This window comes from Streptomyces sp. RerS4 (genome assembly GCF_023515955.1).
Taxonomy (GTDB): domain Bacteria; phylum Actinomycetota; class Actinomycetes; order Streptomycetales; family Streptomycetaceae; genus Streptomyces.
In genome coordinates this window covers 6,672,302-6,689,027 of the sequence record NZ_CP097322.1, presented here as the reverse complement: position 1 = coordinate 6,689,027, position 16,726 = coordinate 6,672,302, and the positions used below count along the sequence as shown (strand labels likewise).

Here is a 16,726-nt window from a genome sequence, read left to right as displayed (position 1 = left end):
GACGGGTTGGGGGCGGCGCACGCTGCGCCGCGGAGAACGCAAATGCGTCGACAGCGCCCCTCGGCACCCGGCAAGGTGGACCTCCGTGACGAGCAGTGAACTGTGGACCCGTGCGACCGCCGACCGCTACGACGCCGAGGAGGCCGAAGCGTCCTCGGCTGCCGTTCTCGGACCGACTCTCGCCTTCCTCGCCGAGCTCGCCGGGGACGGCCGGGCACTGGAGTTCGCCATCGGAACCGGGCGAGTGGGAGTCCCGCTCCGGGAACGCGGCGTGCCCGTAGTGGGCATCGAACTGTCCGAGCACATGGCGGCGGTGCTGCGGCGCAAGATCGACGAGGACACGCTCCCGGTGGTCATCGGGGACATGGCCACCACCGTCGTTCCGGGCGGGTTCACCCTGGTCTATCTCGTCTACAACACCATTACGAACCTGCTCACGCAGGACGAGCAGGTCGAGTGCTTCCGTAACGCCGCACGGCATCTGGAGCCCGGCGGCCGATTCGTCATCGAGCTGGGTGTGCCGCCGCTGCGGTTCCTGCCGCCGGGCCAGGTCGCGGTGCCGTTCGACGTCTCGGAGCGGCATCTCGGCTTCGACACCTTCGACCTGGTCGAGCAGATTCTCGTCTCGCACCACTTCACCCGCGACGGCGACGGCGGCCGCTACCGCCGCGACAACTCCCGGCACCGGTACGCCTGGCCGGCGGAGCTCGACCTGATGGCACGGATCGCCGGTCTCGAACTGGAACGTCGCGTTGCGGACTGGGACGGGTCTCCGTTCACCCAGGACTCCGCGAAGCACGTCTCCGTGTGGCGCAAGCCGGCCTGAGGTCGGCCACCGGGCCATCAACGTTGGCCGTGCCTGTCTTGAACTTCCATCGGGAGTTCAGGCGTCGCCGGCAGAGTTCCAAGGGCCGACGTGTGGCGGCGCGCGGTGGACGCGGGCCAGGAGGAGGACCGTGTCGTCGTTCGGCGGGTCGGGGAGCAGGGCGGCGAGGATGCGGTCCGCAGCCGTCTCCAACGGGCCTTCGAGCAGACCCAGTTGGTGACTCAGAGCGGCCAGGCCGGTGTCGATGTCCTGGCCCCGGGATTCGATCAGGCCGTCGGTGTACAGGGCCAGTACGGCTCCGTCCGGCAGCTCGAACTCCGTCGAGCGGAAGGGGAAGCCACCGACCCCGAGGGGGACGCCCGGGGTCGGGTCCAGGGTTTCGACGGCGCCGTCGGGTCGGCGGACCAGGGGCGGGGGGTGTCCGGCGTTCGCGAGGCGGGTGCGGCCGGTGCGGGGGTCGTGGAACAGGCAGAGGCAGGTGGCCAGTTCGATGCCGGACTCCTGGGCGCAGCGGTCGAGTTCGACGAGCAGGTCCGCCGGGTCGCGGCTGTGGCGGGCCAGCGCCTTCGCGGTGATGCGCAGCCGACCCATCGACGCGGCGGCGGGTACGCCGTGTCCCATGACGTCGCCGACGAGAAGGGCGACGTGGCCGTCCGGCAGGTCGATCACGTCGTACCAGTCGCCGCCGACCTCGGTGACGCGGCTGCCGGGCAGGTAGCGGTGGGCGACCGTGACGTACGGGCCGGTGGACAACGCACTGGGCAGCAGGGAGCGTTGCAGCGTGAGCGCGATGTCCTGGACGCGGCTGTAGAGGCGGGCGTTGTCCAGGCAGAGGGCGGCGCGGGAGGCGAGTTCCCCGGCGAGGCTGAGGTCTTGTCCGGTGAAGGGCGCTCGGGCGGTGGAGCGGCCGAACATGGCGATGCCCTGGATGGTGCCGCGGGCGACGAGCGGGGCGATGAGGATGGACGCGAGGCCGCTGTCGCGCAGCAGGCGGGCGCGGTCGCGGTGGACGACGGTGGAGGTGGTGAAGTCCTCGTCCACGGGGACGCACAGGGGCCGGCCGGTCTCCAGTGTGCGGTGAATGCCGGAGCCCGGGGGGTACGTAATCCGCTCCAGCCCGCCGACGAGTTCGTCGGCGGGCGGCGGGAGGGTCGTCCCGGCCGCGATCCGGCGGGTGTGGAGGGGCAGGCGGGGGTCGAAGGCCTCGGAGGGGTTCAGCCAGTCGACGAGTTCCACCACGGAGGCGTCACAGAAGTCCGGTACCGCGGCGTCGACCAGTTCCCGGGCGGTGGTGTCGACGTCGAGGGTGGTGCCGACGCGGGCGGCGGCCCGGTCGAGGAGGTCGAGGCGCCGGCGGGCCTCGGTGGCCTCCAGCAGGGCCCGTTCCCGATCGGTGACGTCCACCATGAGCCCGCCCACGCCGGGCGGGGTGCCTACGGCTCCGCTGAGCGGGAACAGGCTCACGGACCGGACCTGGTCACGGTCGGGGCGGCCGGGGGTGCGCAGCCCGACGAGGAGGCTGACCACGGGGGTGCCGTCGTCGGCGACGGAGCGCAGTACGCGCTGGAACTCGCCGCCGTCGGAGGTGAGCATGATGTCGGCGGTGCCGCGCCCGAGGTGCTCGCGCACGGGGAGCCCGTCCATGTCGGCGAGTGCCTGGTTGAGGTGGACGTAGCGGAGTTCCTGGTCGAGCATGACCAGGCCGATGGGGCAGGTCTCGAAGAGGGCGTCGAGGAAGGCGAGGTTCGTCTTGACCCGGTCGAGCTCCTCGCCGCGGCTGGCGAGACCCATGATCACGAAGTCGCCGTCGCCGTCGCCGCCGGGGCCGGGGCCGGGGCCCGTGACCGGGAAGACGCGGAACCCGCAGTCGAAGACGGATCCGTCGCGGTGCAGGACCGGCAGCCGGACCCGCCAGTACCCGAGCGTGCGGGCCCGCTCGACCAGCCGCCCGGCCGAATCGACCTCGCCCGGCGGGGGCGGGGGGAACAGGGTGGCGGCGGGGCGGCCGAGGACGGCCTCGGCGGGGTGGCCGAAGAGGTGGGCGGCGCCCGGCCCCCAGTAGCGGACGCGGCCGAGGTCGTCGAAGCCGAACACGGCGACGGGGACGTGCTCCAACAACGAGCCGGGCTCGGACCGGATCGGACCGGGGCCCGACACACCCTCCGGCCGGTCCGATGGCACCACAAGCCTCCTCGCCGCGAGACCCGCGCCCGCCCGGACGGGGGCGAACCGCTCCCCCTCATTCTGCGTCCGCCCCCCGACCCCCGCGACCGACGGCCCGGCCGGGGCGTCGCCGGCCGGCAGCTCACGCGGCCGCACGGCCGGCCGGCGCGGCGGGCGGCACGCCCAGCGCCGCCGTGGCCGGTGTACCGGCCGGGCAGGCCGGCGGATCGGCAGGCCGCACCGGCCGGGCAGCGCCGGCCTGCCACCGGGTCGGCCGGTGTCGCCCGGCGTCGGTGGTGCGCCTGGTGCGGCCGAGCGGGGTGTGAGGGCCGGGGAGGTACCGGGCGACGCGGGCGAGGCAAGATCCGGAAGAGACGGCCTAGCGGCCGGCTGCGGCCGCGTGGCGGGGGTTGACGGGGGTGTTGGAGGTGATCGTGCCGTCCGTGCCGGAGAGGGTGAGCGCGTGACGGACGCCGTCCTGGGCCACGACCACCGCCAGCCAGGCGCTGCCGCCGCCGTCCTGGGCGATCGTCCGGAGGGACTCGACCTTGCCGCCGGGGATCGCCGCCGAGGCCTTCTCCGCCGCCTGCCCGATCGGCAGCGACGGTACGGGCACCGGGGCCTTGAGGGGCTTCGGGGCCTTGGCGGCATTCGGGGCACCGTCCAGGCGTCGTACGTGCCGCTCCCCCGGGCCCTCGGGGCCCCGCGGGCCCTTCGGCCCGACCTGGTGGTGGCCGGCCTCGGACCAGGTGAAGCGGGCCGCCCGCTCGTGTCGGTCGTGGTGGCCGGCGACGGCCACGGCCGTCACCCCCGCACCGCCGACGAGCACCACGGCCGCGCCCGCGACGGCCCAGCGGGCGCCCCGGCCGCTCGGCACCAGACGGACGAGCCCGGGGCGCTTGTCGGCGTCTCTGGACGGTTCGGACGGTTCGGACGGCGGCAAAGACTCAGACATACGGGGACTCCTCAGGCGCAACCGGGCACCGCGCCCGGCTCGTTCCCGAGCATGCCGAGGCGATGCTGAAGCCCACCTGAAGCCGGCTGAAGACCCCTTCAGCCACGCGCCGGCCGCGCCTGAGACCCTGGGCGCCATGCGCGTACTGGTGGTGGAGGACGAACGGCGACTCGCCGTGGCACTGCAGCGGGGCCTGCGGTCGGAGGGGTTCACGGTGGACGTGGCCCACGACGGGCCGCAGGGCCTGTGGATGGCCACGGAGCACGACTACGACCTGATAGTGCTCGACATCATGCTGCCCGGCCTCAACGGCTACCGGGTCTGCTCCCGGCTGCGCGCCGCCGGCAACGAGTCCGGGATCATCGTGCTGACCGCGAAGGACGGCGAGTACGACGAGGCCGAGGCCCTCGACACCGGCGCGGACGACTTCCTGTCCAAGCCCTTCTCCTACCTCGTCCTCGTGGCCCGGCTGCGCGCCCTGGGACGGCGTACGGGCCGCCGCGGCCCGCAGGTCCTGGAGTGCGGGGACCTCCGGCTGGACCCGGCCCGGCACACGTGCGCGCGCGGCGGGACCGAGATACGACTGACCGCCCGGGAGTTCGCGGTGCTGGAGTACCTGGCCCGGCGGCCCGGCGAGGTGGTGCCCAAGCGGGAGATCCTGGAACAGGTGTGGGACAGCGCCTTCGCGGGCGACCCGAACGTGGTCGAGGTGCACGTGAGCGCGGTCCGCCGGAAGATCGACGCGCCGTTCGGCCGGGCCGCGCTGGAGACCGTACGCGGCGTCGGCTACCGACTGGCGGCCGACGGTGGCTGACCGGACCCCGACCCGGACGCGCCGGACCCTGACCCGGACCCCGCCCCGGACCCTCACCTGGACGCGGACCGGAAGCCGGCCGCGCATCGCCGCGGCACGGCTCCTGTCGTGGCGTCCCGGGCCCCGGCTGCGGCGGCTGTGGCCCACCACCGTCCGCGCCCGCGCCACCTTCGGCGCCTGCCTGGTGGTGGCGGCCGCCCTGGCGGTGGCCTCCTTCGCCCTGCTGCGCCTGCTGGAGGGCAACCTGCTGCGCAACGCCGAACGCGACGCCGAGCAGCAGGCCATGACCGTCGCCGGCCTCGCGGCGGCCGGGCAGCTCGACCGGATGCGGGCGCCCCTGCACGGGGTGGACTTCGTCCAGGTGGTGAACGCGCGGGGCCGGGTGCTGCGTTCCACGCCGAACCTGGCCGGGGTCCCCTCGATCGCCCCCGCCAGGCCCCCGCGCTCCGGCACCGCCTTCCACACCTGGCGGCTGCGGCCGCTGGGCGGCGAGCACCGCCAGCGCGTCGTGGAGGTCACCACCGACACCCCGCAGGGCATCGTCACGGTCTTCGTCGGCACCTCGCTGCGCGACGTGGACGCCGCCGACGACACCACCGCCGCCGCCCTCGCGGTCGGCGGGCCCCTGCTGCTCGCCACCGTCGGCCTCGTCACCTGGCGGGTCACCGGCCGGGCGCTGCGCCCCGTCGAGGCGATCCGCGCCGAGGTCGCGGAGATCACCGACCGCGATCTGCACCGGCGGGTCCCCGTACCGCCCACGCGGGACGAGATCGCCCGGCTGGCCCGGACGATGAACGCCACCCTGGACCGGCTGGAGTCCTCCGGGATCCGCCACCGCCGGTTCATCGCCGACGCCTCGCACGAACTGCGCAGCCCCGTCACCGTGCTGCGCACCCAGCTGGAGGTGGCCATGGCCGTCCGCGACCCGGAGCTGTGGCCGGAGCTGATCGGCGGGGCGCTGGAGGACGTCGAACGCCTCCAGCACCTCTGCTCCGACCTGCTGCTCCTCGCCCGCATCGACGCCGCTCAGCCGGTGAAGGCGGTCCGGCTGGACCTGGGCGCGGTGGTGCGCGACGTGGTGGAGGCGCGCTCGGGCGACCGGGTCCCCGTACGGCTGCGGCTCGCGGAGGGCGTGCGGGTGGACGGCAGTGAACTGTGGCTGGCCCGGGTGGTGACCAACCTGCTGGACAACGCGCAGCGGTTCGCGGACCGGCGGGTGGAGGTGCTGCTGCGCTCGACCGGCGGGGCGGGCGCGCGGAGCGCCGTACTGGAGGTGGTGGACGACGGGCCGGGAGTGGCGCCCGAGGACCGGGAGCGGATCTTCGAACGGTTCACGCGGCTCGACGACTCCCGCAGCCGCGACCACGGCGGCGCCGGGCTGGGGCTGGCCATCGCCCGTGACCTGACCGCCCACCACGGGGGGACCCTCACCGCCGAGGACGCACCGGCGGGGGCCCGGCTGGTGGTCCGCCTCCCGGCGGCCTGATCGTCACACGGACATCGCCCGCGCCGGCATCGTTACGCGGGCATCGTTACGCCGACCGGGGCGCGCTTCCCGGGCGCCGGTGGTGGTGAGGCCTGTGCCTGCCGGGCGCCGGCGAGGTCTGCCCGCGCAGATCGGCGGCGAACACCTCGGCGGCGCGGCGGTGGCGCAGCTCCTCCAGGGTGCGGCTCTGGGCGTCCGCGCGCGCCAGGAGGCGGTCCATGTCGGCGGCCGCGATGCGCGGATCGACGTCGGCCACGGCGCGCAGCGCCCGCCAGCAGGCGGCCTTGCCCTCGACCCCCAGCAGCATGCCCTCGAATTCGAGGACGTCGCTGAGCGGGGAGCGGGACACGAGCCGTCCGTTGAGCTTGAGCCGCCCGGCCGCCTCCGCGAGCCGACCCACCGCCTCGCGCACGCGCGACACCGGCACGTCGAGGTCGTTGATGACGCGACGCAGGCTCTCCTGGTCCTCGTCGAGCTCCCTGACGAGGGTGTCCAGGTCCGGGGCGATGGGCGTGCCGCTGTGCCGGTCGCGGATGCGGCGGATCAGGCGGACTCCGGCGCCGGAGCCCATGAGGTGGTCGTTGAGGTAGATCCCCAGCAGGGCGGGCGCCCGGCCGGTGCCGGTGCCGGTACGGGCGGCGGTGCGGTGTGCGGGTGCTGCGCGGTTCATGGCCGGGCCTCCGATCGGGCGGGCGGTGGGTGCGGAGCGAGCGCCGGCCCCACGGCGGCGCCTACCCCGGCCCGCCGGCGGTACCCGTCGGACCGCGGCCGTCGGGCGATGGTTGAGGCGCCGCCCACCGGGCAGGTGCGGAACACCTGGCACCCCGGACGGTCCCGCGTACCCGAGCGCGTGCGCCCGCGGGGGACCGGCCGGACCCTGGAGGTACCGCATGCCACACGAAAGCCGCCCGCCCAAGCCCGAGCGTCCCGAGCCCGAGACGCGGCGCCGATCCGCCGTCCCCCGGGAGCCGGAGGCCCCCGCGCCGGGCCGGCCCGACGCGCCCCGGCTGTCGGACGACCCGGCGCGGAAGACCCGCGCGAAGCCCGACGACGGGCGCTCCACCCAGCGTCCGCCGGTGCAGGAACCGCCCGACTGACCCCGTCACGCCCCGGCCCCGCCCCACCCCCACTCCCGCACACTCCCGCCGGCATCACGGCACCGGAAGGCAGCCCCATGATCCAGGTGACCATTCCGCTGATCCCCACGTCGCAGGGAGGCCCGCTGATCCCCGCCGACGAGGTCACGACCCTGCTGCGCCAGATCGCGGCCGACTGGCTGGATGCGTTGGAGACCGACCCCGCCGAGGCCGACCCGCGGACCGTCCGGGAACTCTCGGGCGTCCTGCAACGCCTCGCGGACGGCATCGACGTGGAGTGCATCGCGTACACCGCCGACCCCCCGAGGCACGGGCGCCGACGGCACTGAGCCGGGCCCCGCACCGTCCGCCGCCCCCGGAGGGAGGGCACCATGTCGCTCACCACCCAGCCTTCGGCCCGTATCGCGCCCGACGCGGCGCGAACTGCGGCCGGGTGCCTTCCCGGGCCCACCTTCGGGGTCGAGGAGGAGTTCCTGCTGGTCGACCGCCGCACCCGGGCCCCGGCCGGCCGGGCGTCGCAGGTCATCGCGGCGCTCGCGCCGGTGCTCGGCCCGCAGGTGCAGCGCGAGTTCTACACGACCCAGGTCGAGGTGTGTACCCGGCCGGTCCACGACGCCGAGGGGCTACGGGCGGACTTGGCGCGGATGCGCGCCCTGCTGGTCCCGGCCGCGCGGGAGGCGGGCTGCCTGCTCGTGGGCACCGGCACACCGGTGATCCCGCCGGAGTTTCCCATGGCGATCACCGGCGATGACCGCTACCGGGTCATGGCGGAACGTTTCGCGGGCGCGATCGGGGCGCGCGACCAGGTGGTGTGTGGATGCCACGTCCACGTCGGCGTCGACAGCAAGGCGCAGGCGCTCGCGCTGTCGACCCGGATGCGGCCGTGGCTGCCGGTGTTCCAGGCGCTGGCCGCGAACTCGCCGTTCGACCGGGGCCGGGACTCCGGATGGGCCAGCTGGCGGGCGATCGAACACGCCCGCTGGCCCACGGTGGGGCCCGCGCCCGTCCTGAACGAGCCCGGGTACGACCTCGTCGCGAACGCCCTCATCCGGCGCACCGGGCTGCTCGACCGGAAGATGATCTACTGGTACGCCCGGCCCTCCGAGCACGTGCCGACCCTGGAGATCCGCGTCGCCGACAGCAACGCGGACCTCGACGTGGTCGTCCTGATCGCGACGCTCGTACGGGGGCTGGTCGCGGCCCTCCTGCCGCAGCTCGACACGCCGGCGCCCGCCTTGGCGGCGGGTCCGGGAGCCGTCCGCGAGGCGCACCGCCTGGCGGCCCTGGGCGGCCTGGACGGCGAGGGGCTCGACCTGCTGCACGGCCGGCGCCTGCCTGCCTGGCAGCTCGTGGAACGGCTCGTGGAGCAGGCGGCGCCCGGCCTGGAGGCGGTGGGTGAGCTGGACGCGGTGGGCGCTCTGGTGGACCGGCTGCGCCTCACCGGCGGCGGCGCCGCCCGCCAGCGGGCGTCGTACCGCAGGCGGGGCCGGCTGTCCGACGTGGTCGACGACCTCGCCCGCACCACCGCCGCCGCGGTCATCTGACGCGACGCCGCCGCAGTCGTCTGACGCGACCCCGTTCACCCGATTCCCCGACCGTGCCGTCCCCGCGCCGGGGAGACGGCGAGGTAGAAGCAGAGCATGAGCCTCGAACACCCCGCGGAGCGGGGCGGAGACGGACGGGGTCGTTTCGCCAGGCTGGCGGAGCGGGCGTCCAATTTCACGAGCAGTCCGCTCTTCTTCTGCCTCTGCCTGCTCCTGGTCGCCACCGTCGTCGGGGTGCACTCGCTGGGGCTGCCCCTGTCGTGGAAGCTGCTCGTCGGAGAGTCCATGGCGGCGGTGACGCTGCTGCTCCTGGCGCTGCTGAAGAACAGCGAACGACGCGCCGAGCACGCCATCCAGCGCAAGCTCGACGCGATCGCCGCGGCCCTCCTGGAGATGGAGCGGGGCGAGTCCGGGCCGGCGCTGCGGGACCTGCGGAAGGCCATCGGCATCGAGGAGGAGACGTGACGGCCGACCCGCCCCCTCCCCGCCGACCGGGGCCGCCGCCGCTCAGGCGTGGAGCAGGCGCTCGAAGAACGTGCGGTACTGGCGCAGCGCGAGCCGCAGGTCCTCGGTCGCGACCTCCTCGCCGCGGTCCCACTGCCTTTCCAGTTCCTGCTTGTCCCGGGCGAAGGTGCCCGCCAGGGCCTGCATGACCTCGGCCACCAGCTCGTCGGCGGACTGCACCGCCTCGCGCGGGTCGTCGACGAAGCGTCCCTGGATCTCGCTCCAGCGGCGGCGGAAGTCCTGCCCCTCGTCGCCGCCGAGCAGGGGCGCCGCCGTCTCGTCCGTCTCGCCCGTCTCGCCCGTCTCCTCGGCCGCCGTCGTGTCCGCGATCCCCTGCGTGGTCGGCTGTTCCGCGTCCACGTCGCGTTCTTCGCTCTCGTCCGTTCCTTCGCTCTCGTCCGTTCCTTCGTTCTCGTCCCGTTCCGTGGCCTCACCGGGGAAGAGCGGGGTGCCTCGCTCGTCGCCTCCGACGCCCGGACGGGCGATGTCCTCCGTGGTCAGCCCGGATTCGTCGGGCCGGTCGTCACGTTCGTCGGTCTGCATGTCAATGGCTCCTCTCGTCTTCGAGCAGCTCCGCGAAGAGGGCGCGGTAGTGCACCATCGCTCCCCGCAGTTCCTCGGTCGTCGCGCTTCCCTCGGCGCTGCGCGTCTTGACGGCGTGGGCGTCGCGGTAGTGGTTCAGGGTGCTCCCGTGCTGGACCGACAGGTCGCGCAGGCGGTCGTCGTAGGTCCCGTCGGTGGGGTAGCCGCGTTCCCGCATCAGCCGGGTGACGAGCGCGTCGGCGTCCGAAACGGCGGTTTCCGGGCGGTCGACGAAGCGTTCCTGCACGTCGCGCCACTCGTCGGCGTACTGGTGTCGTCGCCCGGCGGGGAGTTCCTTGAGCTCCAGCTTGTCGTGCCGGTGTTCACGGGAGCGCAGTTCGCGCTCGGCGGCCAGCTTGCCGCCCTTCTCGCGCACCGCGCGCCCGTACTCCGGCCCGAACCGCTCGCGCAGTCGGCGGCGCTGGGCGAGAACGACCAACGTCACGGTCAGCGCCAGGATGACGACGGCCGCCACGACGATGATGGCAATGAGTGTTCCCGTGGACATCTCCACCCCTCCGTTCTGGGTTCGGCGCCCGGACCGGTACGTCGAGGTGTCTGGCGGCTACCCGCTCGCGGGGCGGCCAATCGTCGGCATCTGCCGGGCGTGACGCATGGCGGGCGGCGGGGCGGGAAGGCGCCGACGCAGGGAGGTCACCTCATGCAGCGACACGACGATGCCGAGCGGGGCCGGGCCGCACCGCTCATCCCCGACGAGGGCGCCATGGTCGACGAGCACGGCCGCCCGCCCGGGGTGCCGTCCCGTACGGGTACGGGATCGGCCTCTCCCCCGGCCGATCCGGGGCGCGTGGGACACGCCCGCGAGGCTTCCCCGACCGACGACCGGACCCGCGCGGACCGGACCCGCGCGGACCGGACCGGCGCGGACCGGACCCACGCCGACCAGACCCCAGCCGAAGAGACCCCCACCGATCAGACCCCGGCCGATCAGGATGGGGGCGGCCGACCGAAGGAGTAGGCGCGAGGTCATGAGCTATGTGCATCCCGGCCGGGAGTACCTCCGTGACAGCCGGTACCTGACCACCCGGATCACCGCCGACGGCCGCGACGGCTTCCCCGCCGAGCCCGGCCGCTACCGGCTGGTGGTCAGCCGGGCCTGCCCGTGGGCGAGCCGGGCGGTGATCGTACGGCGGCTGCTCGGGTTGGAGCGGGCACTGCCGATGGCGATCGCCGGACCCGTGCACGACGAGCGCAGCTGGACCTTCGACCTCGATCCGGGCGGGCGGGATCCCGTACTCGGCATCGAACGGCTCCAAGAAGCCTACTTCGCCCGGGAGCCGGGCTACGACCGGGGCATCACGGTCCCGGCGATCATCGACGTGCCCAGCGGAGCGGTCGTGACCAACGACTTCGCGCGCATCACGCTCGACCTGTCGCTGGAGTGGACGGCGTACCACCGCGCCGGCGCGCCCGACCTCTACCCGGCCGGGCTGCGGGAGGAGGTCGACGCGGTGAACGAGGTGGTGTACGAGGACGTCAACAACGCCGTCTACCGGGCGGGGTTCGCCGGTTCGCAGGAGGCGTACGCGAAGGCGTACGCCAGGCTGTTCCGCCGGCTCGACCTGCTCTCCGAGCGGCTCACCGCGTCCCGCTACCTGGTGGGCGACACGATCACGGAGGCGGACGTCCGGCTGTTCACGACGCTCGTGCGCTTCGACGCCGTCTACCACGGTCACTTCAAGTGCAACCGGCGGAAGTTGACGGAGCTGCCGGTGCTGTGGGCGTACGCCCGGGACCTGTTCCAGACCCCGGGCTTCGGCGACACCGTCGACTTCGATCACATCAAGCGGCACTACTACCTGGTGCACGACGACATCAACCCGACCGGGATCGTGCCGGCGGGCCCGGACATCTCGGGCTGGCTCACCCCGCACGACCGCTCCGCGCTGGGCGGCCGCCCCTTCGGCACCGGCACCCCGCCGGGCCCGGTGAGCCCGGACGAAGCGGTCCCCGCGGGCCACGGTGCCGATTGACCGGGCCCCATGCGATGAAGGGTCGGGAAAGGGTCGGGCCCCGGTGGGGCCCGACCCTCGGGTGGGTCAGACGCGGTCGGCCGCGATCAGGACGTACTGGAAGGAGCCGTCCTTGTAGGAGTTGATGAACGCCTCTTCGATGCCGGTGACCAGCGACGATTCGGCCCGCAGTTCCCAGTAGGGGAGGGTGGCGGGCGTGAGGTCGATGACGGCCTGCGGGACGAGGCGGTTGTCGGCCATCGCGCGCAGGTACTCCCGACGGGAGTGGATGTTGCACTCGAAGTGGGCGTTGATCTGGGAGACCCACTTCGAGGGCTGGCCGTAACGGGGATTCCAGCAGCCGGTGATGGTCACGTAGCGGCCGCCGACCGCGAGGACGCGGGAGTGCTCGGCGAAGAGGTCGTGGAGGTCGACGTACATGCTGGACTCGTTGTTCCAGGAGGCCGCCGCCTGCCCCGTCTCGAAGGGCGTGTTCAGCATGTTGCAGACGCGGGCGTCGACGTAGGCGTCGATGCCCAGTTCGCGGGCGCGCTGGTTGGCGAAGTCGGCCTGCTTGGCCGACAGGGTGACGCCCTTGACCTTGCATCCGAAGCGCTGGTGGGCCATGACCATCGAGCCGCCGCGCCCGCAACCGGCGTCGACGAGCGTGTCGTCGCGCGTGATGGGGCCGAGGTGGTCGAAGAGGACTTCGGCCTGCGCCGACTCCAGGCGGTGCAGTTCGGCGATGAGTCGCTTCTCGTAATCGGCGTCGCCGACGTCGCCGAGGGCCGCGTGGTCGATGTCGCCGATGCCGTAGTGGTGGTGGTAGAGGCCGTCGACGTCGCCGAGGCGGAGGTTCACGGGCCGGGCCTCGTGGTCCCAGTAGCGGGCGATGTCACCCTGGTAGGGCGTCGCCGGGGAGGGGATGATCACCGAGGGTGCGGCGGTGGTCGAGTTGACGGTGGTGAATTCGGTGCTGGTCACAGATATATCCATCCTTACCAGAAATCGGGCAGGCTGTAGCGGTATGTGTTGGTCTGGTGCCAGTAGTGGTTGCCGTCGAGCCATGTGGCCACCCCCCGCAGGAAGCGCGGCACGGTCGGGACGGGACAGGAGGCGGCCAGGGCGGCGGCCTCCGACTCGAACGCGTGCATGAGCTCGTTGTGGACCTCGACCGCCTTCAGGTACGCGTCCCGGATGGGGATGCCCTCCCGTTCGGCGATCACCACGGGCAGGTTCAGGTGCCGGCCGGGACTGGCGAGTTCCTTCGTGTACGAGTAGAGGTCGTTGACGATGGTCGTGGCGTTGCCGGCGAGCGCGATGACCCGTTGCATGGCCGGCTGGGCGTGCAGGTCCGCCGGCAGTTCGTAGCCGCCTACGGTGTCGGTGATGGTGGGGCAGGGGCGGAAGTTGTTGAACTGCCGCATCGACAGGTACTCCCACACCTCCGGGACGTGGTCCGTCTCCGCCCAGGAGGCCTCGGCGAGGTACCCCATGTGCAGGCGGGCCATGTCGTGGCGGAACCGATCCGCCTGGGAGGGCGTCGCCAGCTGGAGGAGGTACTCCATCGCGGAGCGGTAGGCCCGCCGGGGGGCGTCCGACAGGAGGGACCGCGCCCAGCCTGGCGCGTACTCCTTCGTCGTGTGGAGCGGGTCCAGCGCGGTGTGCGCCAGCAGCAGGCGCCCGCCGAGGCCGACGGGCGAGCCGCCGTGGTCCTCGCAGTAGTAGTCGTCGACGGCGTTCTCGGCGACCATCAGGCGTGTGGCGATCATCAGGTGGTCGATGGTCGGCGCGTCCGGATGGCAGGCCACCATGTAGCGGCCGACGACGAAGCCGTCGAACTCGTCCGCGTAGTCGTCCGGGTAGAGGTCGACCTCGTCCTCGGCCCAGGCCTTGATCCGGCGGCTGACCTCCTCCACCCGGACCGGGTCCGGCTCCGGGATCGGGTGGTGGTAGAGGCCGGGGATCGGGTCTCCCGCCGCCGGAGCCCCGCTCGACGGGGGTGCGGGCGCGGGCGCTTCCGCGCGCCGGGCGAGGGACAGGCTCGCCGTACCGAGGCCGCTGGGCCCGCGCAGGAGCCGTCGCAGTTCCGGGCTCGGCTCCGCGACGGCGGGCAGGGCGGGAACGACCGGGTCCGGGGCCTCCACGGGGGTGGCCTGCGGAGCCCGGAAGTGGTGGGAGGGGGCGGACGGGAGGACGGGCGGCGCGGGCGGGGTCGGTGGGGCGTCGGCCACCACGTCGGCCACGGCTTCGGCCACGGCTTCGGCCACGGCTTCGGCCACGGCTTCGGCCACCGAGGCCGGGCCGTCGGCCCCGGCCTCGATGCCGGCGCTCCGGGCCTGGGCGAGGACGTACGCCCCGAAACCGGCCGCGGCGGCCGGCAGGGCCGACTGCAGAGGAGAGAGCCCGGGATCGGGCATCCGTAACTCCTTGGTGAGGTGGGTGGGCTGTCCCGGATCCCGGGCGGAAGGTCTCAGTCGCGCCTGCGGGCGATCTGTACGTTCTCCAGCACGCCGAGTGCGTCGGGCACCAGGACGGCGGCGGAGTAGTAGGCGGTGACGAGGTAGGAGATGATCGCCTGCTCGCTGATGCCCATGAACCGCACCGACAGGCCCGGCTCGTACTCCTCCGGCAGACCGGTCTGGCGCAGACCGATGACGCCCTGGTTCTCCTCGCCGGTGCGCATCGCCAGGATGGAGCTGGTGTTCTCGCGGCTGATGGGGATCTTGTTGCAGGGCAGGATCGGTACGCCGCGCCAGGCCGGGACCGACTGGCCGCCGACGTCGACGTGGTCCGGGTACAGCCCGCGGGCGTTGAACTCCCGGCCGATCGCCGCGATCGTCTTGGGGTGGGCCAGGAAGAGCTTGGTGCCGCGGCGACGGCAGAGCAGCTCGTCGAGGTCGTCCGGGGTGGGCGGGCCGGAGTGGGTCTGGATCCGCTGCTTGAAGGCGGCGTTGTGGAGCAGGCCGAACTCCCGGTTGTTGACCAGCTCGTGTTCCTGGCGTTCGCGCAACGCCTCGATGGTCAGCCGGAGTTGCTCCTCGGTCTGGTTCATCGGCCCGTTGTAGAGGTCGGCGACCCTGGTGTGGACGCGCAGCACGGTCTGGGCGATGGAGAGCTCGTACTCGCGGGGCTTGAGCTCGTAGTCGACGAAGGCACCGGGGAGTTCCGCCTCACCGGTGTGGCCGGCGGACATGGCGATCTCGGCCTCGCCGTGTCGATTCTGCCGCTGCTGCGGCAGGGACCCGACGTGCCGCACGTGGGCCTGGAGGCCCGGGGCCGTGGCCAGGACGGCGGCGAAGTCGGCGCGGGAGAGGGTGAGCAGGGTGCCGGAGGTCTCGGCGGTGGCGGTGTACTCCCACGTGGCGTCCTCGTCCACCAGCGCGTGGTCGCCGAAGCGGTCGCCGTCGGCGAGTACGGCGAGGTCCACCTCGTCCCCGTACTTGCCGACGGAGGTCTGGCTGATCCGGCCGTGGGCGATCAGGTGGATCTGTTCGGCGGGGTTGCCGCGCTGGACGAGCACCTCGCCGGCGCGGAAGTCGCGCTGGACACACCGGCCGGCGAGCGCGGTCAGCACGTCCACGTCGTCGAAGCCGCGCAGCAGGGCCAGTTCGCCGAGCTCGCGGGGGATCACCCGGACGTCGGCGCCGTCCTGCACGAACTCGATCCGGCCGTCGCCGACGGTGTAGTTGAGGCGCCGGTTGACCCGGTAGGCGCCACCCTTCGTCTCCACCCAGGGGAGCATCCGCAGCAGCCACCGGGAGGTGATCTCCTGCATCTGCGGGGCGGACTTGGTCGTGGTCGCAAGGTTACGGGCGGCAGCCGTGCTCAGGCTGGACTGCTGGGGAGGCGCCGGCTGCGCTTCCGGGCTGGTGTCAACGGTCATCGCGCGAGATCTCCTTCGCGAGGGCGGTGATCGGCGTACGGGCGCGTCACCGGAGAAAGAGGAAATATGGGGGCGAATATTGGGGAATCCGTCCAGATCCTCGGGAACAGTAGCCGTCGATTCGCCGCGCGCGCCCGGTCAAGCCGTTCGTATTACCTCGATGCAGTGATCTTGTGCCTTCGTGGGTTTACCTGGGCTTTCGGCGGTATTCGGCCCGGCTCGGGAATGGGCCGGCCGCCACCGGGCAGGCGCCGATGCGTCACCGCGGCGCGCGCGAGGGAGCGGGCGACCGTTCCGCCGTGGCGCCGTACTACGGATTCCGGCTGCCGCCCGAAGGAAGTGAGTGCCGTGCGTATCGCGTTTCTGACCGCGCCCGAAGGCGTCGAGGAGGTCGAGCTGACCTCACCGTGGGAGGCGGTCGGCCGTGCCGGCTGGTCCCCGCAGCTCGTCTCGACGTCCGCCGGCCGGGTCCAGGCCTTCCGCCACTTCGACAAGGGCGGCACGTATCCCGTCGACCACGTGCTGGGCGGCGCCACGTCCGACGCGTTCGACGGGCTCGTCCTGCCCGGCGGGGTCGCCAACCCCGACGCCCTGCGCATGAACGACCGGGCCGTGGGGTTCGTCCGCGACTTCTTCGAGGCCGGCAAGCCGGTCGCCGCGATCTGTCACGCCCCCTGGACGCTCGTGGAGGCGGACGTCGTACGGGGCCGGACCCTGACCTCGTGGCCGAGTCTGGCGACCGACATCCGCAACGCGGGCGGCACCTGGGTGGACGAGAAGGTGCAGGTCTGCCACGCGGCCCCGGCCACCCTGATCACCAGCCGCAAACCGGACGACCTCGACGCGTTCTGCTCCGCATTGGTGCGGGAGTTCGCCGCCGTGCGGCTGTGAGGCGG

Annotated in this window: 18 protein-coding genes; 10 read left to right on the top strand and 8 right to left on the bottom strand. The window is 73.2% G+C overall.

The features are described from left to right. Window positions 1–85 precede the first annotated feature (85 nt). Complete coding sequence (locus M4D82_RS29925) at window positions 86–826, top strand: class I SAM-dependent DNA methyltransferase (protein ID WP_249770278.1); 741 nt, start codon at window positions 86–88, stop codon at window positions 824–826. 57 nt (window positions 827–883) lie between these two features. Here M4D82_RS29925 and M4D82_RS29920 read toward each other — a convergent pair whose 3' ends face one another. Both M4D82_RS29920 and M4D82_RS29915 read right to left on the bottom strand, forming a co-directional pair. Next, window positions 884–3,007, bottom strand: a complete 2,124-nt coding sequence (locus tag M4D82_RS29920) for a SpoIIE family protein phosphatase (protein WP_249770276.1) — start codon at window positions 3,005–3,007, stop codon at window positions 884–886. 361 nt (window positions 3,008–3,368) lie between these two features. After that, window positions 3,369–3,944 (bottom strand): hypothetical protein, encoded by a 576-nt coding sequence (locus M4D82_RS29915; RefSeq protein ID WP_249770274.1) that lies wholly within the window; start codon window positions 3,942–3,944, stop codon window positions 3,369–3,371. A gap of 136 nt (window positions 3,945–4,080) precedes the next feature. On the opposite strand from M4D82_RS29915, the gene M4D82_RS29910 reads away from it, so the two are divergent. Beyond that, a complete protein-coding gene (locus tag M4D82_RS29910; RefSeq protein ID WP_249770272.1) occupies window positions 4,081–4,758 on the top strand; it encodes a response regulator transcription factor in 678 nt (225 codons plus the stop codon). A gap of 127 nt (window positions 4,759–4,885) precedes the next feature. Next, entirely contained in the window at window positions 4,886–6,244 is a 1,359-nt protein-coding gene (locus tag M4D82_RS29905; RefSeq protein ID WP_249772276.1) for an ATP-binding protein, read from the top strand. A 46-nt stretch (window positions 6,245–6,290) separates the two neighbouring features. Here the strand turns inward: M4D82_RS29905 and M4D82_RS29900 are convergent, their stop codons facing one another. After that, window positions 6,291–6,914 (bottom strand): NUDIX hydrolase, encoded by a 624-nt coding sequence (locus M4D82_RS29900; protein ID WP_249770270.1) that lies wholly within the window; start codon window positions 6,912–6,914, stop codon window positions 6,291–6,293. Between the two features lie 220 nt (window positions 6,915–7,134). Here M4D82_RS29900 and M4D82_RS29895 point away from each other — a divergent pair, with 220 nt between their 5' ends. The 4 genes from M4D82_RS29895 (at window position 7,135) to M4D82_RS29880 (ending at window position 9,350) form a co-directional block, all read left to right on the top strand. After that, entirely contained in the window at window positions 7,135–7,341 is a 207-nt protein-coding gene (locus M4D82_RS29895; protein ID WP_249770268.1) for a hypothetical protein, read from the top strand. 77 nt (window positions 7,342–7,418) lie between these two features. Next, complete coding sequence (locus M4D82_RS29890; RefSeq protein ID WP_249770266.1) at window positions 7,419–7,670, top strand: DUF6213 family protein; 252 nt, start codon at window positions 7,419–7,421, stop codon at window positions 7,668–7,670. Between the two features lie 42 nt (window positions 7,671–7,712). Then, a complete protein-coding gene (locus M4D82_RS29885; RefSeq protein ID WP_249770264.1) occupies window positions 7,713–8,885 on the top strand; it encodes a carboxylate-amine ligase in 1,173 nt (390 codons plus the stop codon). A 96-nt stretch (window positions 8,886–8,981) separates the two neighbouring features. Then, entirely contained in the window at window positions 8,982–9,350 is a 369-nt protein-coding gene (locus M4D82_RS29880; RefSeq protein WP_249770262.1) for a low affinity iron permease family protein, read from the top strand. 42 nt (window positions 9,351–9,392) lie between these two features. Here M4D82_RS29880 and M4D82_RS29875 read toward each other — a convergent pair whose 3' ends face one another. Next, the gene (locus M4D82_RS29875; RefSeq protein WP_249770260.1) at window positions 9,393–9,932 is read right to left on the bottom strand and encodes a hypothetical protein; all 540 of its coding nucleotides are present in this window, start codon (window positions 9,930–9,932) and stop codon (window positions 9,393–9,395) included. A gap of 1 nt (window position 9,933) precedes the next feature. Continuing rightward, window positions 9,934–10,479, bottom strand: a complete 546-nt coding sequence (locus M4D82_RS29870; protein WP_249770258.1) for a hypothetical protein — start codon at window positions 10,477–10,479, stop codon at window positions 9,934–9,936. A 153-nt stretch (window positions 10,480–10,632) separates the two neighbouring features. Between M4D82_RS29870 and M4D82_RS29865 the strand changes: the two genes are divergently transcribed. Together M4D82_RS29865 and M4D82_RS29860 are read left to right on the top strand one after the other, a co-directional pair. Then, window positions 10,633–10,950 (top strand): hypothetical protein, encoded by a 318-nt coding sequence (locus M4D82_RS29865; RefSeq protein WP_249770256.1) that lies wholly within the window; start codon window positions 10,633–10,635, stop codon window positions 10,948–10,950. 10 nt (window positions 10,951–10,960) lie between these two features. Next, the gene (locus tag M4D82_RS29860) at window positions 10,961–11,965 is read left to right on the top strand and encodes a glutathione S-transferase family protein (RefSeq protein WP_249770254.1); all 1,005 of its coding nucleotides are present in this window, start codon (window positions 10,961–10,963) and stop codon (window positions 11,963–11,965) included. A 66-nt stretch (window positions 11,966–12,031) separates the two neighbouring features. On the opposite strand, the gene M4D82_RS29855 is transcribed toward M4D82_RS29860, so the two are convergent. Genes M4D82_RS29855 through M4D82_RS29845 form a run of 3 tightly spaced genes read right to left on the bottom strand, consistent with a single transcriptional unit; the run spans window position 12,032 to window position 15,830 of the window. Then, on the bottom strand, window positions 12,032–12,940 hold the full coding sequence (locus M4D82_RS29855) for a geranyl diphosphate 2-C-methyltransferase (protein WP_249770252.1): 909 nt from the start codon (window positions 12,938–12,940) through the stop codon (window positions 12,032–12,034). A gap of 2 nt (window positions 12,941–12,942) precedes the next feature. Further along, a complete protein-coding gene (locus tag M4D82_RS29850; protein ID WP_249770250.1) occupies window positions 12,943–14,364 on the bottom strand; it encodes a family 2 encapsulin nanocompartment cargo protein terpene cyclase in 1,422 nt (473 codons plus the stop codon). A 53-nt stretch (window positions 14,365–14,417) separates the two neighbouring features. After that, window positions 14,418–15,830 (bottom strand): family 2B encapsulin nanocompartment shell protein, encoded by a 1,413-nt coding sequence (locus M4D82_RS29845; protein WP_249770248.1) that lies wholly within the window; start codon window positions 15,828–15,830, stop codon window positions 14,418–14,420. A gap of 348 nt (window positions 15,831–16,178) precedes the next feature. Between M4D82_RS29845 and M4D82_RS29840 the strand changes: the two genes are divergently transcribed. Next, window positions 16,179–16,721 carry a type 1 glutamine amidotransferase domain-containing protein gene (locus M4D82_RS29840; RefSeq protein WP_249770246.1) on the top strand — a complete coding sequence of 181 codons (543 nt, stop codon included), beginning with the start codon at window positions 16,179–16,181 and terminating at the stop codon, window positions 16,719–16,721. Window positions 16,722–16,726: the final 5 nt, after the last annotated feature.